Source organism: Halorussus salinus (assembly GCF_004765815.2).
In the GTDB taxonomy this organism is placed as follows: domain Archaea; phylum Halobacteriota; class Halobacteria; order Halobacteriales; family Haladaptataceae; genus Halorussus; species Halorussus salinus.
The window spans coordinates 512,635-528,244 of record NZ_ML974128.1 but is presented as its reverse complement, the minus strand read 5'-3'; the positions used below and the strand labels follow the sequence as shown (position 1 = coordinate 528,244).

At 65.0% G+C, this 15,610-nt stretch carries 18 protein-coding genes; 8 read left to right on the top strand and 10 right to left on the bottom strand.

Annotated elements, in window-relative coordinates; genetic code table 11:
- Positions 1–303: an acylphosphatase gene (locus EPL00_RS10725; RefSeq protein WP_135852712.1), complete on the top strand. Its 303-nt coding sequence runs from the start codon at positions 1–3 to the stop codon at positions 301–303.
- 129 nt (positions 304–432) lie between these two features.
- On the opposite strand, the gene EPL00_RS10720 is transcribed toward EPL00_RS10725, so the two are convergent.
- On the bottom strand, positions 433–1,896 hold the full coding sequence (locus EPL00_RS10720; RefSeq protein ID WP_135852713.1) for a hypothetical protein: 1,464 nt from the start codon (positions 1,894–1,896) through the stop codon (positions 433–435).
- Between the two features lie 472 nt (positions 1,897–2,368).
- Between EPL00_RS10720 and EPL00_RS10715 the strand changes: the two genes are divergently transcribed.
- Both EPL00_RS10715 and moaC read left to right on the top strand, forming a co-directional pair.
- A complete protein-coding gene (locus tag EPL00_RS10715; RefSeq protein WP_135852714.1) occupies positions 2,369–3,811 on the top strand; it encodes an NAD(P)H-hydrate epimerase in 1,443 nt (480 codons plus the stop codon).
- On the top strand, positions 3,804–4,352 hold the full coding sequence (gene moaC / locus EPL00_RS10710; protein WP_135852715.1) for a cyclic pyranopterin monophosphate synthase MoaC: 549 nt from the start codon (positions 3,804–3,806) through the stop codon (positions 4,350–4,352). The genes EPL00_RS10715 and moaC overlap by 8 nt, the downstream gene beginning before the upstream one ends.
- A 6-nt stretch (positions 4,353–4,358) precedes the next feature.
- Here moaC and EPL00_RS10705 read toward each other — a convergent pair whose 3' ends face one another.
- The 4 genes from EPL00_RS10705 to EPL00_RS10690 form a co-directional block, all read right to left on the bottom strand.
- The gene (locus EPL00_RS10705; protein ID WP_135852716.1) at positions 4,359–4,616 is read right to left on the bottom strand and encodes a hypothetical protein; all 258 of its coding nucleotides are present in this window, start codon (positions 4,614–4,616) and stop codon (positions 4,359–4,361) included.
- A gap of 68 nt (positions 4,617–4,684) precedes the next feature.
- Positions 4,685–5,398, bottom strand: coding sequence for a DUF7344 domain-containing protein (locus EPL00_RS10700; RefSeq protein WP_135852717.1), 714 nt, complete (start codon positions 5,396–5,398; stop codon positions 4,685–4,687).
- A 193-nt stretch (positions 5,399–5,591) separates the two neighbouring features.
- Positions 5,592–6,887 carry a GTPase HflX gene (hflX, locus tag EPL00_RS10695; protein WP_135852718.1) on the bottom strand — a complete coding sequence of 432 codons (1,296 nt, stop codon included), beginning with the start codon at positions 6,885–6,887 and terminating at the stop codon, positions 5,592–5,594.
- Complete coding sequence (locus EPL00_RS10690) at positions 6,884–7,240, bottom strand: DUF2209 family protein (protein ID WP_135852719.1); 357 nt, start codon at positions 7,238–7,240, stop codon at positions 6,884–6,886. Before EPL00_RS10690 ends, hflX begins: the two co-directional genes overlap by 4 nt.
- 299 nt (positions 7,241–7,539) lie before the next feature.
- On the opposite strand from EPL00_RS10690, the gene EPL00_RS10685 reads away from it, so the two are divergent.
- Both EPL00_RS10685 and EPL00_RS10680 read left to right on the top strand, forming a co-directional pair.
- Entirely contained in the window at positions 7,540–8,817 is a 1,278-nt protein-coding gene (locus EPL00_RS10685; RefSeq protein WP_135852720.1) for an RNA-guided endonuclease InsQ/TnpB family protein, read from the top strand.
- 158 nt (positions 8,818–8,975) lie between these two features.
- Positions 8,976–9,290, top strand: a complete 315-nt coding sequence (locus EPL00_RS10680; RefSeq protein ID WP_135852721.1) for an FUN14 domain-containing protein — start codon at positions 8,976–8,978, stop codon at positions 9,288–9,290.
- On the opposite strand, the gene EPL00_RS10675 is transcribed toward EPL00_RS10680, so the two are convergent.
- The 3 genes from EPL00_RS10675 to EPL00_RS10665 all read right to left on the bottom strand — a co-directional run bounded on the left by EPL00_RS10675 (position 9,253) and on the right by EPL00_RS10665 (position 10,899).
- A complete protein-coding gene (locus EPL00_RS10675) occupies positions 9,253–9,624 on the bottom strand; it encodes a hypothetical protein (RefSeq protein WP_135852722.1) in 372 nt (123 codons plus the stop codon). The two genes, EPL00_RS10680 and EPL00_RS10675, sit on opposite strands and share 38 nt — an antisense overlap.
- Positions 9,625–10,350, bottom strand: coding sequence for a ribosome assembly factor SBDS (locus tag EPL00_RS10670; RefSeq protein ID WP_135852723.1), 726 nt, complete (start codon positions 10,348–10,350; stop codon positions 9,625–9,627). It lies immediately after the preceding gene.
- Positions 10,351–10,419: 69 nt separating this feature from the next.
- Positions 10,420–10,899: a phosphate-starvation-inducible PsiE family protein gene (locus EPL00_RS10665; RefSeq protein WP_135852724.1), complete on the bottom strand. Its 480-nt coding sequence runs from the start codon at positions 10,897–10,899 to the stop codon at positions 10,420–10,422.
- Positions 10,900–11,060: 161 nt separating this feature from the next.
- Here EPL00_RS10665 and EPL00_RS10660 point away from each other — a divergent pair, with 161 nt between their 5' ends.
- Entirely contained in the window at positions 11,061–11,441 is a 381-nt protein-coding gene (locus EPL00_RS10660) for a hypothetical protein (RefSeq protein WP_135852725.1), read from the top strand.
- Positions 11,442–11,495: 54 nt separating this feature from the next.
- Here the strand turns inward: EPL00_RS10660 and EPL00_RS10655 are convergent, their stop codons facing one another.
- Both EPL00_RS10655 and EPL00_RS10650 read right to left on the bottom strand, forming a co-directional pair.
- Positions 11,496–11,945: a UPF0179 family protein gene (locus EPL00_RS10655; protein WP_135852726.1), complete on the bottom strand. Its 450-nt coding sequence runs from the start codon at positions 11,943–11,945 to the stop codon at positions 11,496–11,498.
- 40 nt (positions 11,946–11,985) lie between these two features.
- The gene (locus tag EPL00_RS10650) at positions 11,986–12,432 is read right to left on the bottom strand and encodes a DUF5820 family protein (protein WP_135852727.1); all 447 of its coding nucleotides are present in this window, start codon (positions 12,430–12,432) and stop codon (positions 11,986–11,988) included.
- A 332-nt stretch (positions 12,433–12,764) separates the two neighbouring features.
- Here EPL00_RS10650 and EPL00_RS24030 point away from each other — a divergent pair, with 332 nt between their 5' ends.
- Both EPL00_RS24030 and EPL00_RS10645 read left to right on the top strand, forming a co-directional pair.
- Complete coding sequence (locus EPL00_RS24030; protein WP_274380992.1) at positions 12,765–12,896, top strand: hypothetical protein; 132 nt, start codon at positions 12,765–12,767, stop codon at positions 12,894–12,896.
- A gap of 575 nt (positions 12,897–13,471) precedes the next feature.
- Entirely contained in the window at positions 13,472–15,535 is a 2,064-nt protein-coding gene (locus EPL00_RS10645) for a PrkA family serine protein kinase (RefSeq protein ID WP_135852728.1), read from the top strand.
- Positions 15,536–15,610: the final 75 nt, after the last annotated feature.

Genomic DNA, 15,610 nt, shown 5'->3' with positions numbered 1-15,610 from the left:
ATGTCGAACGACTCCGGAAGTGACGACGAGGAGCGAACCCGCGCACGCGTCTTCGTCTCCGGGACGGTACAGGGCGTCTACTACCGAGCGAACACCCGCGACACCGCCCGCGAGAAGGGCATCGACGGCTGGGTCCGGAACCTCTCGGACGGGCGCGTCGAGGCCGTCTTCGAGGGTCCCGACGAGACCGTCGGCGAGATGGTCGAGTGGTGTCACACGGGCAGTCCCGCCGCCGACGTGGACGACGTGAGCGTCGAGTACGAGGACCCCGAGGGCGAGGAGGGCTTTCGCGTCCGGCGGTAGTCGAGGTAGAACGACCCTCGACGAGAGTCCCGTCGCGCCCACGACCGACCGTGCGCGAGAACGCGCGCGACGAAGCGGTCCGCCGGAAACGCGAAGAATAGCGGCGTTTCGGTTCGGCGAGTGCGGTCGTCAGTACCGGTCGTCCCGTCGGTCCGAGGAGCGATACTGCTCCTCGTCGGCGTGCGACCGGTCCGCGTCGCGGTTCTCGACCTGCTGGCTGTAGGTCTCACCCTGCGACCGGTCGGACCGGTCGCTCCGACCGCTAGCGCGCCTCTCCCGGCTTCCGTACCGCCGGTCCGTCTGCTGGCGCTCCTCGCGCCCGCGCTCGTCGTGCTGTTGGGGCGTCCCGGCCGGGCCGGTCGGAACCGGGCCGGACCGGCGCTCGGTGCGCTGGCGAGTCACTTCGAGTCGCCGGGAGTAGGACTGCCCGCCGCTCGGTTGCTGGTGGGGTTGCTTCGACTGCGTTCGTCGCTCCTGTTGGCGCTGTCCCGAGGACTGCCGTTGCTCGGCGGGCTGTCGCCGTCCGGACGATTGCTCGTGTCGCGGCGACTGTTGGTGCTGAGACGACTGCTGATGCTGAGACGACTGCTGATGCTGAGGCGACTGCTGATGCTGAGGCGATTGCTGATGCTGAGACGACTGCTTGGGTGACTGGTTCTGCGACGAGTGGCCACGAGACTCCTCCTGTGGCGACTGGCGGTGGGACTCCTCGCGAGACGACCCCCGTTGGTGGGACTGCTGTGGCGACGGTCGTCGCCGAGGCGACTCGGCCGACGCGCCGCGTCCCGACTGCTGGCCCTGCGGTCGCTGGTCGCGGTTCGGTCGCTGGCCTCGGTTCGACTGCTGACTCCGCTCGGACTGGCCGCCCCGTCGCTCCGACTGCGAGAACTGCTCGCCGCCCTCCGGTCGCCCGGCGTGGCCCGACCGGTGGCGCGACTCGCCGCCGAACGAGAGCGTGTGACGACTCGTCCGCTGGCGCTCGGACTGGCGTTGACCGCCCGTCTGCTGGAAGTCCCGCGTACGCTGGCGGCCCTGCGACTGCTGCTGACCTCGCGCGTGCTGTTGGCTCCGCTGTGTGTGGTGCTGGTCCTGCGCGCCCTGCTGGCCGGAGAACTGCTGGCCGCTCGACTGACGACCGGCCGACCGCTGGCCGGACTGCCGACCGCCGGACTGGTACGCCGAGGAGCGTCGGTCCGACTCCCGACCGCCGGACTGCCGACCCGCCGACTGCCCGCTACCGGACCGTTGGCCACCCGACTGCCCGCGCCCGGTCTGCGAGTCCTGCGAGGAGTCCCGCTCGCGCGGGATGTGGTTGCCCCGCTGGCGCGAGCCGCCGCCGAAACGCACGCTGACCTGCCGCCCGCGGGCCGACTGTCGGGGCTGGCGGTCCCGTCCTTCGGCGCTGTTTGCGGGGACGATGTTTTCGCCGCCCTGCATCCGACGCTTCACGTCCTGTTCGACCTGCTCGGGACTTCGGTCGTCTCCTCGTGGCTGATTGCCCTGCCGCTGGTCGTTCCCGCGCTGGTCGCCCCGCCCGCGCTCCTCGGTGTGTCGATACTCCCGGCCTCCTCGTCGGTACGGCTCGTGAGACATCAGTACTCTCCCCGGCGACAGTTTCGGACGGCGAGCGTCTTATCCGTGCTGGCTAGCCAGCGTCGAACTGCCCGATATAGAAATAAATACAATTTTATGAACTATATTTTTCTTCTTTTAGAACACCTACGTATTTCTATCTCGGAAGTCACGTCACCGTCTTTCGGTCGGCCCCACAGCGGGAACCGCAGTATCGCCGACGCCAATCAGACCGCACCGCCACTGCACCGCCACCGCACCGAAGCCACTGCACCGCCACCGCGCCGAAGCCACTGCACCGCCACCGCACCGCGCCGAAGCCACCGCACCGCCACCGCACTGCGCCCGAAGCCACCGCACCGCGCCCCGAACCTCCTCGCCTGCGCGCTCGGCCGCGCAGCACCGCGAGCGGGGCCGAGCGCGCGGCGCATCCGGGTGGTCGGGTGAGCCGACAGCGACAGGACTTAACGCCGTCGCCGACCAACGACCGGACATGATACCCTCCGAGCGGATGGCACAGGTGGACGCCAACGCGGCGGCCCTCGGGGTGCCACAGAAGCAGTTGATGGAGTCCAGCGGCAACGCGGTCGCCCGCGAGGTCCGGGCGGTCGCCGACCCCGGCGCGCGAGTCGCGGTCGTCGCCGGACGCGGGAACAACGGCGGCGACGCCTTCGTCGCGGTCCGATTTCTGGAGGATTACGAAACCTCAGTCCATTTACTCGGCCGCGAGGAGACCGTCGCCACGGACATCGCCCGCGAGAACTGGGCGGCCCTCCGGCGGGGCGACTACGCGACCGAGACCGTCACCGACTCGCGGGACTTCGACCTCCCGGACTGCGACGTAATCGTGGACGCGATGCTCGGCACCGGCGTCACGGGCGCGCTCCGGGAACCGGAAGCCACCGCCGCCGAGCGCATCAACGACGCCGACGCGACCGTAGTCGCGGTAGACGTGCCCTCAGGCGTGAACGCCGACACCGGCGAAGCGGAGGGCACCGCCGTCGAAGCCGACCGCGTGGTCACGTTCCACGACCGGAAGCCCGGCCTCGATTCGCTCGACGCCGAGGTCACTGTCGCGGACATCGGCATCCCCGCCGCCGCCGAGGAGTTCGTCGGGCCGGGCGACATGCGCCCCGTCCGCCGCGGGTCGGGTGTCGAGGACGCCCGCGCCTACGTCGTCGGCGGCGGGCCGTACACCGGTGCCCCGGCGCTGGCCGCGCAGGCCGCGCTCCGGGCGGGCGCGAACCTCTCGTTCGTCGCCGCGCCCGGCCCGGTCGCGCCCCAGATTCAGGGCTACGCCGAGGACCTCATCGTCCAAGCCTACGAGGGCGACCACCTCGCACCCGAGCAGGTCCCCGACCTCGTGGACACCGCCGAGAGCTACGACGACGTGGTGGTCCTCGGCCCCGGTCTCGGCACCGCCGACGAGACCTTGGCGGCCGCGAAACGGTTCCTCGAATCGTTCTCCGGCCGGGCGGTCGTGGACGCCGACGCGCTCCCGGTCGTCCCCGAGGTCGAGACCGACGCCACGCTCGTCTGCACGCCGAATCGCAAGGAGTTGGCCAAGATGGGCGGTCCGGAAGTCGAGTCGGCCGACGCGCTCCGCGAGCGCGCCGACGAAGTCGAGGAGTTCGCCGCGGACCTCGGCCACGTCGTGCTGGCGAAGGCCAAAGACGACGTGATTTCGGACGGCGACGAGACCCGCGTCTCGCGGGCCGGGACCTCGGGCATGACCGTCGGCGGAACCGGCGACACGCTCGCGGGCACGACAGCGGGCCTGCTGGCGGCTCACGACCCCTTCGAGTCGGCCTGCATGGCGGCGTACGCCAACGGTCGCGCCGCGGAACTGCTGGACGACGACCGACGCGACGGTCTGCTGGCCTCGGACCTGCTGGACGCGCTTCCCCGCGCAATCTGGGGTGAGGACGATGAGTGAGGGCGGCGATGCGACGGAGGCGCATCGAAACGGAGGCGGTGAAACCGCCGGAGACGGGAGCGACGGCGAGACCGAACTGACCCACACCGACGAGGAGGGCGAGGTCCAGATGGTGGACGTGGGCGACAAGCCCGACACCGCCCGGCGAGCGGTCGCCGCTGGCGCGATTCGCCTGCAACCCGAGACCATTGCGGCCATCCGCGACGACGAGGTGAGCAAGGGCGACGTGCTGGCGACCGCCCGCGTCGGCGCGGTCCAAGCGGTCAAGCACACGTGGGAGACCATCCCGATGTGCCACCAGATACCCATCACGAACGTCGAGACGGACTTCGAACTGCACGACGAGCGCGTCGCACTCGAAGTCGCCGTCGAGACGACCGGCAAGACGGGATGCGAGATGGAGGCGCTGGAAGGCGTCACGACCGGCCTCAACGTCGTCTGGGACATGGTGAAGGCCGCCGAGAAGGACGCCGAGGGGCAGTATCCCGACACGGGCATCGAAGACGTGCGCGTGGTCGAGAAGCAGAAACGAGAACTGTGACCGTCCTCACGGTCGCTCGCGGGACCCGAACGCCGTCTCGGCGTAGCCGAACACCCCGTAGAGACCGCAGAAGGCGACGGCCGTACTCGTCACCGTGACGAACGACGAGTAGCCGAACAGCGCCTCCCAGAGCGCGGAGAGTTCCCACGAGACGACCCATCCGAAGACAGCGGTGAGGCAGAGGACCGCGAATTTCCGGCGCGCCGAGTCGAAGTCCGTCGAGTCCGCCCACGTCTCGCGGAGGGTGTCGAACGACGGGAACATGCTGTGATAGACAGCTCTCCGACACCTAAATCGCACGATCTGGCGACGGGCGGCGTCACGACGCCCGGTCAGCCTCCGCGGTCGTCGGCCGACCCTTCATCGGCCGGTTCACCGTCCGCGTCACGTTCCGACTCGATCCCGGATTCGCCGTCGGACTCGTCGAGGTCGTCCAACGACTCCCGATACCGGACCTCCTCGTCGAGCGTGACGGCGAAGTCCGGGGGCATCTCCTCGGTCGCGCGACGCCAGCGGTACACGTCGTACCAGTGGCCGAGGCTCGCCACCGCGAACAGGGCGACGACCAGCGCGGCCGCGGCGATGGGTTCCACCGCGTCGAACGGCGGCACGTCGAGTCGCACCAACCCGAGGAGTCCGGCCGACAGAACCGTGACGAGCAGGTAGACCTTGTACCACGGGAGTCGCGTCCGGGGGTGGTTGGCCAGCAGGACCTCGGCCGTCGGGTCGCTCACGGTTCCCACCACCCGGTCGGCGTCGGCGTCGTACGCGACGAGTCCGGAGTCCGCCAGCGCCGGGAGGTGACGCTCCCGGAGTGACGACGCGACTCGCTCGGCGAGTTCCGAAGCCACCTCGTCGGGCGTCGCGGTCCGCTCCCACGCCGCCACCTGTCGCGCGAGGGCGGCGACGGCGACGGGACCGGACCGCTGATGCAGGTAGTAGAGTGCATATCTGCGACGGCGATTGCGGGCGGCCGCGGCGACCAGTCGCTCCCGAGTGCGCGAATCGTCGGTCTCCGAATCCCTCCGCGTTCGGTCGCTGACCATCGTCCGGGACGGAGCGTCCGACGCGCCGGGCGCGGCCACCCCTGCCGTGCGTGACTGACGGTCGGGACCACTTTGTTATTGACTCTGGTCGAACGCGGGCGGCGAGACAATCGGAGATACGACCGGCGACATGGCCGTTACCGGCGGCTACGGACGGCGTAACGAGCGTTGTCGGAGCGAAAACGACCGGCAGTCAGGCCGAGAGCGCGCTCGCCAACTCCCCGGCCTTCGCTCTGGACTGCTCGACGATGGCGGGCCGGGCCTCGAAGTCCACGACCACCTCGTCGTCGGCGTAGGTCACGTCGTTGACTCGCGCGTGGTCGTGGACCCACGAGACGACGCTCATCGTGTCCTCGGTCATCGGCAGGACCAGTTTCTCGCGCTGCCAGTCGGGGAGTTCGGCGTCGATGCGCTCGCGCAGGTCGGTCAGGTTTATCTGCTCCTTGCCCGAGACCGCGATGGGGTTGGGCGCGAGCGCCGACAGCGCCTCGGCCTTCTCGGCGAGTTCGTCGTCTTCCACCGCGTCTATCTTGTTCAGCACGGTCACGATGGGCGCTTCGTTGCGCTCGTAGAGGGTGTCGTGGCTGGTGACCAACTTCTCGCGTATCTCCTCGACCGGTTCGCTCACGTCCACGACGAGCAACACGAGGTCGGCGTGGTACACCGCGTCGAGCGTGGACTTGAACGACTCGACCAGCCAGTGGGGCAGGTCGCTGATGAACCCGACCGTGTCGGTCAGCAACACGTCCCGTCGCTCCATGTCCATCTTCCGCGTGGTGGTGCCCAAGGTGGTGAACAGACGGTCCTGTGCTTCCGCGGTCGTGTCGAGGTCCGGGTGCAACTCCTCGTTCTCGCCCAACTCGATGTCGGCCGCGAGGCTCTGCATCAGCGTGGACTTCCCGGCGTTCGTGTAGCCAGCCATCGCCACGAGGTCGAATCCGGACTCGCGTCGCCGGTCCCGGCGGTCGGCCTCGGTCCGGGCGATGGAGTCGAGTTCGTCCTTGATGTTCGAAATCTGGTCTTTGATGTCCTGCTCGCGGCTCTCGTCGTACTCGCCCAGCCCCATGAACCCCGGCCGCTCGTCGCGCTTGGCGAGGCTGGTCTTGGCCTCGGCGCGCGGTAGTTCGTACCGCAACTCGGCCAACTCGACCTGCAGTTGGGCTTTCCGGGTCTGGGCGCGCTGGCCGAAGATTTCGAGGATGAGCCGGAACCGGTCGATGACCTTCGTCTCGGCGGGGAACTTCTGGCCGAGATTGTACGTCTGGTAGGGACCCAACTCGTTGTCGAAGATGACCACTTCCGCGCCGGTCTCCGCGACCGCGGCCCCGATTTCGGCGGCCTTCCCCTCGCCGACCTGTAGCGCCGAGTCCTCCTTCCGTGACTGGGTGAACTCCCCGACTATCTCGTAGCCCGCGGCGCGGGCGAGGTCGCGTATCTCTTCGGTGTCTGGCGTGCCGGAATCGACTCGCTTGACGATTATCGCTTTCATAGGAACAGTTTTCGGGCGGCGTACGCGGCGTGGTGTGCGGCTTGCACGGTCTTGCGTTCGGCTATACTCTCGACGTACTTGAAACTCGGGCCGAGGAACTGCTCGACGCGGACCGCTGGCTCCTCGTAGAACTCGCCGCGCTCGGCGACCACGGGGCCGTCTGGCGGTTCGGGCAGTTCTTCGACCGCGCCCGCGACGACGCGGGCGGTATGTTCGAACGTGGGCGGATTCTCGCTCGTGGCGAACCCCATCCCCTCGACCGATCGGAGTCGGTTCGTGCCGACGGCGGCGTACACCGCCGCCGCGACCATCAGGTACTCGCCGGACTCCTCGTGGCGGCCGCTGATGTCCACGCCGACGACGGCGGTCTCGCGGGCGTCAACCTCGCCGGGCCTTCACCTCGGTTCGCCGAGCCACGTTGCCCATACGCGGACGCTACGGTCCCATTCCATTTCAACTGTGCGGTAGCGCGGAGTCCCCGTCCTCAACGAGTAACGCAGACCGAAGGTCGAGTAGCGTTAATGAGAGCAACGCTCTCGTTCGCACATCAGAACGCGAAGCGTTCTGAGGACGCAGTAGGGCAGGGAGGAGCGCGTCACTCACAAACAGCCAAACACCAACTATTAACTAATCATAACTCTTCTTTGAATTTGTGGCGGATGACAGCTACCTGAGACGCACCGCGATAACACGCCTCTCCGTATCTCCTGAGCAGGCCGACCTGCTCGAAGACACCATCGACGAGTGGCGCATAGGTGCGGACATCGCTACGGACATCGGCTGGGAGCACTACGAAACCCGCAAACGCAAACTCCAGTCGCTCGCCTACCACGATGTTCGTGACGAGACACGTCTCGGGAGTCAACACGCCATTCTTGCGTGCTTCCAAGCCGCACAAGCCCTGAAAGGCGTCGATGAACGCAAACAACAGGGTCGCACCTACTCGAAACCCGAGTTCACCGCACCTACGGTGAAATACGACGCCAACACGATGACCCTGTTCGATGACAACACCGTCTCACTCGCCACTACTGACAGTCGAGTGCGGTGTGAATTGGTACTGCCCGACGACGAAAACGGCCACCAGTACCAATACCTCGACAACGACGAGTGGGAAGTCACGGAATCGACGCTGACAGCGCGTGACGGTAACTACTATTTGCATCTCGGCTTCCGTAAGCCGAAACCCAATGCCGATGAGTCTCCCGCCGAGGACAGGACAGTTCTCGGGGTTGACCTCGGTATCGAAAACCTCGCCGTCACCAGTACAGCACACTTCGAGTCAGGGCAAGAACTCTTGCACGAACACCACGAGTTCGAGCGCGTGCGTGGGGGCCTCCAAGAAACAGGCACCGAGTCCGCGCATCGCACGCTCGTCCAGCGTGGCAACCGTGAAGAACGCTACAACCGTGACTACCTGCACAGGGTGTCGAATCGGTTGCTCGCGGAGGCAGTCACCTACGACTGCACGCATATCGCGTTCGAAAACTTGACCCACATCCGCGACTCGATGCCGAGCAAGCGTAAATTCCACCGGTGGGCGCACGCCCAACTCGTCCAGTACGTCGGTTACAAGGCCGACGAACTTGGTATCGAGGTCGTATACGTTGACCCGGCGAACACGTCGAAGCGGTGTTGTGAGTGCGGGCACACGAGTGATGGCAACCGCACGGAACGCGACTTCTTCGAGTGCGAAAAGTGCGGTGCGACGGCGAACGCGGATTATAACGCGGCGAAGAACGTGGGCTGGCGGTTTGTCCGTCGTGGGCGACATGACTCACGGCGGACGGGCGACAGTCAACTCGCCCTGAAGTCGGGGACTGTGAAACCGAACCGAGGATTTGTCTCGTACTCTGCCACAGAGTCAGAGGTTGAATCCACCGGCAAGCCCCACCCTCAACGAAGCGAGCGCGTCAGCGCGAGCGAGTAGGGTGGGGTAGTTGACTCATGCGTCGGTCGGCCGCTTCGCCGAGCGCCTCGAGTCGGCGTTTCGAGACCCAGCGTCGTTCAGCTCCGTCTACTCGTCGGTTTAACGCGCGCCCAATCTTACCACAAGAACCTTAACCTATCAATGAGCCATTCCTGCCTATGCAACTCGACCCCCAGCAACTCGGACTCGAATTCGGGTCCGGAGCCGTCGTGGGTGGCGTCATCGGCTTCGCCGCCAAGAAGATAGCGAAGCTGTTGGCCATCATCGTCGGTCTCGAACTCGCCCTGTTCAAGTTCCTCGAATCGCGCGGCATCCTCACCGTCGATTGGAACAAGCTCACCGCGGGCGCGCTGAAGGCCAGCGAGAGCGCCCAAGGCGGCGCGCCGCCGTCGTGGGTGACGACCATCCTCTCGACGCTCTCGGTCGGTGCCGGGTTCACCGGCGGCTTTCTGCTCGGCTTCCGGAAGGGATAGTCTCGAAGTCGTACTCCTCGGCCGCGTCCCGCCGCTCGACGCCCTCCGCGGCGACGCTCGGCACGAACCGCCTCATTTTCGACACTTGATAGAGCGTCAGTCCGAACGCGCCCAGCGCGGCGACCAGTCCGAACAGCGGTCGCTGGACTATCAACAGCGTGTAGCCGAGCGCCGCGGCGCTCGCTACCGCCGCGAACCCGAGGAGAACGAGCCGACGTTTCCGTAGCTCGTCTTCGTGGGCGGCGACGATGTCGCCAGCACGGCCCGCTTCGACCGCCCGGTACGCGGTCTCGCCGTCCGGCTGGTCGTACGCCAGCACGTCTACGAGTGCCATCTACCGCATGCTGATGTCGTCCTCGTCTTTGATGATGCGGGTCTCGGCCTCGCCGCTGGTGTGTTCGTTCACGAGGTCGTAGAACTCGTTTTGCATCCCGGCGGGGAACGTGAGGACGCCGACCCACCCGCCGTCGTTCTGCCACTCCTCGCGTTCGAGGTCGCCGAACTGGCGAATCTTCGCCTGCGCGCTCCCGGCGTAGTCGGCGGGCACCTGCACCGCGACGGTGACCTCGTCGAACCGAATCGGGATGACCGGCCGGAGCGCGTCGAGCGCGTCGTCCACTTGGGTCTCGACGGGTTCCATCGGGTCCACGCGGAAGTCGGTCTCTTCGAGCGCGGACTCGATGCGCTCGGGCGGGTGGGGCGCGTTGTCCATCTGGGGATTGACCGCGTTGCGCGTGATGCGGTTGACCAACTGCTTGTGCTTCTGTTCCTGCATCTCGCGGCGCTGTTCGGCCGTAATCTGAATCTCCCCGTCCGTGATGACCTGCGGGATTATTTCGAGCGGGTCGGTCGTCCCGAAGACCTCCTCGAGCGCCGACTCGGCGGGTCGGTCGCCGCGGCTCGCGTTCTCGAACACGTCTTCTGCCGCGATAACGTCCTCGAGTTCGCCGTCGAAGTCGCCGCGCTTGATTTCGAGCGCCGCGTCCGGGTCTACTAGCACCTCGAACCGCTCGCCGTGGGATTCGAGGCGAGCAGTCACCGCCTCTTCGAGTGGTATCATACCGTACGGTAGTGCCCCGTCGCTAAAATAAGCTTCCCGTCGAGGGTGTCGTCTTCGGCCCGGCGTCCCCTACTTGCCGGTCCGCCGTTCCACGAGGAGCAACACGGCCAACCCGAGGATGATGATGGTGTAAGCGGCCGCGGCCAGTAGCGCGGCGCGCTCGGAACTGTACTCGCCGGTCCGGAAGATGATGGCCTTCCGGACCATCGCGATGACGCCCGTGTAGATGACTAACTTGACGATGCGTCGGGTGTCGCTCTCTTGGGTGTAGGCGACGACGGTCTGGTACACCTCCACGATGATGAACAGCAACAGCGCGGTGTCGATGAACCCGACGACGACGAGCGGGTCGGTGATGTCGCCGCCGAGGGCGCTGGTGACGATTTGCAACGCGAGGTCGAAGACGCCGATGGCGAACAGAACGACCAACACGAGCGCCGCGACCACCTCGACGTACCGGATGAGCGACTCGCTGATGTCCACGATTCGCTCCGGCGTGGCATCGGCCTCCGAGGTCGAGGCGTCCGGCGTCTCCTCGTCGGCGGCCATACGCCCGACACGGGCTACACGACAAAGAATCTAGGTTTCGGTCAGCGATTCGACGGCACCTCACGAGAGGCAGAAAATATATTTCATTTTAAAATTTTTTCTTAGATACTAATTTGTTAGTTAGAAAATTATAACTTAAGATAGTAATATTTCCAACTGCAATGTCCGAAACCCGACGCTCGGTACTGAAGAAGGGAATCGCCGCGGCAACCGTCGGTAGTGCCGGACTCGCTAGCGTCACCGGTTCGGCATCGGCGGCGACGTACGATACCGTAATCAGAGTCGAACCCAAGAATACCTCGACCGGGCCACAGAACTACGAGATTGAGTTCCCGAGCGCGTACGTGGAGGGCGAAGACGGGAGCATCGAGAGTGACACGTACTTCCAATCGGAGAACGGCACGATTCAGTTCGGTGGAACCGTCAACTTTGACGGTGACAGGTTCGACGAGATCTCCACCACCGCCGACCCGGCGAACGTATCGGTGAACTTCGCCGACGAGGTGTACGTTCTCGTCAACGACGAATTCATCTACTACTGATTTTCGACGGGAATCCGAAATCGGCCCGTCGCCATTACTGGAATTTTTGAGAGGTCACTCGTCTTTCGCCGCGAACTCGACTAATGTCAGGTCTCGGTCGAGCATGCAGTAGTCGTGCGGAGGGTCGCCTAAAATCTCGGTGATCTGGTAGTCCTCGTCGAAATCCGCGCCGACCGGTTCGCAGTACTCGTGGCTCGGACACTCGGTGTGGGGACACGGCCCGGCGAGACTCGCCTTGCTCCCGGCGTAGGCGTTCTTCGCCGGGACGTTGGCCTTCATCCCGACCGGTTCGACCTCGACGGCCGTGACGCCGGTGTCGTGGACCGCGCAGTCGAGGGTCTGGGCACCGTCGCGCACGTCGCTGACGCGGTAGCGCACGCCCTCCGAGAGGTTGAGACACTGGTCGCGATACGGACAGCCTTCGCAGGCCGAGGAGGCCCCCTGATAGACGAACTCCTGTCCGGGGTCGGCGAGGCGGGTTCCGATGAGGGTGATGGAAGACATGCGAACCGATATGGCGGCCTCGCGGTTAAGACTCTCGTCCTCACTCCGGGTCGGCGCGGCCCGTCAACTCGTCCAACTCGTCGAGGTACTCCTCGCGGGGGACCTGATACGCGCCGCGGTAGTCCAGTTCCCCGCGAGCGAACTCGGCCGCGAGGTCGCGGGCCTCGGCTATCGCCTCTTCTCTCGTGTCTCGCGTGCGTGCGGGCACGAGTTCGACCTCCGGTTCGAGGAAGAACTCGACGCGCCAGACGTTCGTCCGTCCGTACTCGGCTTCCGAGGCCGGTCGGTTGGGCTGTCCGGCGGCGACGTACAGCGTCGGCATGCACGCCGCGGGGAACTGGTCGGCGTCGAACACGTCCGGGCGGTAGGCGAGGATTCGTCTCCCGCCGGGTTCGTCGTTCCAGACCGTCCACTCCTCGGGCAGGTCGGGTTCCGTGTCGCCGGTCTCGGGAGAATCGGCGTCGCTCGACTCGTCGCCGTCGCTCATACTCCTCGTTTCGGTCCTGTCGGGGAAGACCTTGCCGGTCGCCGTCGGAGAAGCCTTACCGGTCGCTATCGACCGACGGCGACCGGTTCACGAGGCGATATATAAAGAGGGCGCGCACTCGTTGGCAGTGAACCCCGCGGCGGTGGTCTCCGCGGACGAATTCGCCAAACCGGTCGAGAGTGTGGAACGTCGTAACCGGCGACAGGTATATCAGTTCGCTCGTCAAGGATTAATCGTCGCCTCCGGCGGAAACTACTCGGAGGGTTCCAGACGACCGCGTTTTGTGTCGGTATCGAGTGACAGAAATGACCGAAACGGAGAGCGCCAGCTACATGACGAATCCAACTACCCCATCGAGCGACGGTATCACTTGGTTCCAGATACTCGTGATCGTCGAGACGGTGCTGGGCGTACTCTGGCTTCTGTTCAAAATCTGGACCGACGTTTTCGCCCCCATCGCGTGATTTTTCGCCGCGAGGAGGGCCGAAGCGGATACGGCGGTACGGAGATGTCGGCATCCGAGTAGGAGAGGCGGGCGAATCGAACTTAAACCTGTTAGGAGTTACCACGTACCACGAATAGCTCGATGTCGCTCTCCCGCGTCAGTCGTCGTTTTCAATACTATTAATTCATCTTAACAGCTTTTTGCAACGAGCCAACAATTATATATCGCTTCATCCCATCTATTAAATAGTATCGGTGGTACCGACCCACGCGGTACTCGATAACACCTACCAATACCCATTCACGTCCGCCCGAATCCTGTCGCCCTCCGATGTCCCGTCGCAGTGAATGAGGTGTGGGGATGGCACGCACATGAACGGCCAGCACGCGAGCGTCCCGCGAACGAGCGGGACCGACGGGGTTGGAAGGGGCAATTGGCATGGACAGCGCCGAGACTGCCAGAAACTGTCAGTCGTCGGACTGGCCGATACCTCTTTGTGCGTGTACGACTACCACATATTCCGATCGCGGACCGCCCGAACCACCGGTCAGCCGTTCGCGCTCTCGCGACTCTCCCAACGAAACACGTGATACGATGACAGAATCACTGGAAGAACTCAGCCAGCGGTACCAAGAATCGATGCCCGAAGACCTCCGCGAGACCAAATCCTTCGACTGGTATCTCGACGAGGTGTACGAGGACCCCAAAATCGCCAGAAACGCCCACCAGCGGGTCGCCGACATGTTCGACTACTACGGCACCGAGTACGACGAGGAGGCCGGGGTAGTCGAGTACTTGCTGGCCTCCGAGGACCCGCTTCACGACGGCGAGAACACCTTCTACGGCCACGAGATTCACCGCGCAATCCACGAGTTCGTGAACAAAGTGAAGTCCGGCGCGCGGGGTCTCGGCCCGGAGAAGCGTATCAAGCTCCTGTTGGGTCCGGTCGGGTCCGGCAAGTCCGACTTCGACCGGCAGGTCCGGACCTACTTCGAGGACTACACCCTCAGCGACGAGGGTCGGATGTACACGTACCGGTGGACGAACCTCTGTGACGTGATTCACGACCAAGACCCGGCCGACGACACGGTTCGGTCGCCCATGAACCAAGACCCGCTCGTTCTCCTCCCGGTGGACCAGCGCCAGCGCGTCGTCGACGACCTGAACGAGAATCTCGACGCGCCCTACACCATCCAGAACGAGCAGAGTCTCGACCCCGCGTCGGCGTTCTACATGGACGAACTGCTGGCTCACTACGACGACGACATCAAGCAGGTGCTGGACAACCACGTCGAGGTCGTCCGCCTGACCGCCGACGAGAACAAGCGCCAAGCAGTCGAGACCTTCGAGCCGAAGGACAAGAAGAACCAAGACGAGACCGAGCTGACCGGCGACGTGAACTACAGCAAAATCGCCATCTACGGCGAGTCTGACCCCCGCGCGTTCGACTACTCGGGGGCGTTCTGTAACGCCAACCGGGGCATCTTCAGCGGCGAGGAGCTACTCAAACTCCAGCGGGAGTTCCTCTACGACTTCCTCCACGCCACCCAAGAGCAGACCATCAAGCCGAAGAACAACCCCCGAATCGACATCGACCAAGTCATCGTCGGCCGGACGAACATGCCCGAGTACCGGGACAAGAAGGGCGACGAGAAGATGGAGGCGTTCAACGACCGGACCAAGCGCATCGACTTCCCGTACGTCCTCGAATACGACGAGGAGTCCCAGATCTACCGGAAGATGCTGTTCAACGCCGACGTGCCCGACGTTCACATCGAGCCCCACACCCTCGAAATGGCGGGGCTGTTCGGCGTCCTGACCCGCATCGAGGAGCCCGACAGCGAGACTGTGGACCTGATGCAGAAGGTCAAGGCCTACAACGGCGAAATAAAGGACGGCGAGGACGTGGACGTGAAGAAGCTCCGCGAGGAGGGCGAGGAGTCCGCCGACATCGGCGAGGGCATGGAAGGGGTTTCGGCCCGGTTCATCGGCGACGAAATCGCGGAGGCCATCATGAACTCGACCCACCGCGACCGCGGGTTCCTGAGTCCCCTATCGGTGTTCAACCACTTCGAGGAGAACCTCGAAAACCACGGCTCCATCCCCGAGGAGAACTTCGACACCTACTACCGCTACCTCGAAATGGTCCGCGAGGAGTACAAGGACCGCGCCATCGAGGACGTGCGCCACGCGCTGGCCTACGACATCGAGGAGATTCAGCGCCAAGGCGAGAAGTACATGGACCACGTGATGGCGTACATCGACGACGACACCGTGGAGGACGAACTCACGGGCCGCGAGCAGGAACCCGACGAGAGCTTCCTCCGGGCCGTCGAGGAGAAACTCGACATCCCGCGCGACCGGAAGAACGACTTCCGGCAGGAAGTGAGCAACTGGGTCTCCCGTCGCGCCCGCGAAGGCTCGCCCTTCGACCCGCAGGACAACGACCGCCTGCGCCGCGCGCTGGAGCGCAAGCTCTGGGAGGACAAGAAGCACAACATCAACTTCTCGGCGCTGGTCTCGTCCAACGAGATGGACGACGACGAGCAGAACGCGTGGATAGAGGCGCTCGTCGATCAAGGCTACTCCCGCGAGGGCGCGAAGGAGGTGCTGGAGTTCGCCGGAGCCGAGGTGGCCCGCGCGGAGATGGAGGACTAACCGTGGCGACCGGCCACGACGACCGGACCGGCCGCGACGCCACCGGCCACGACGACCGGACCGGCCGCGACGCCA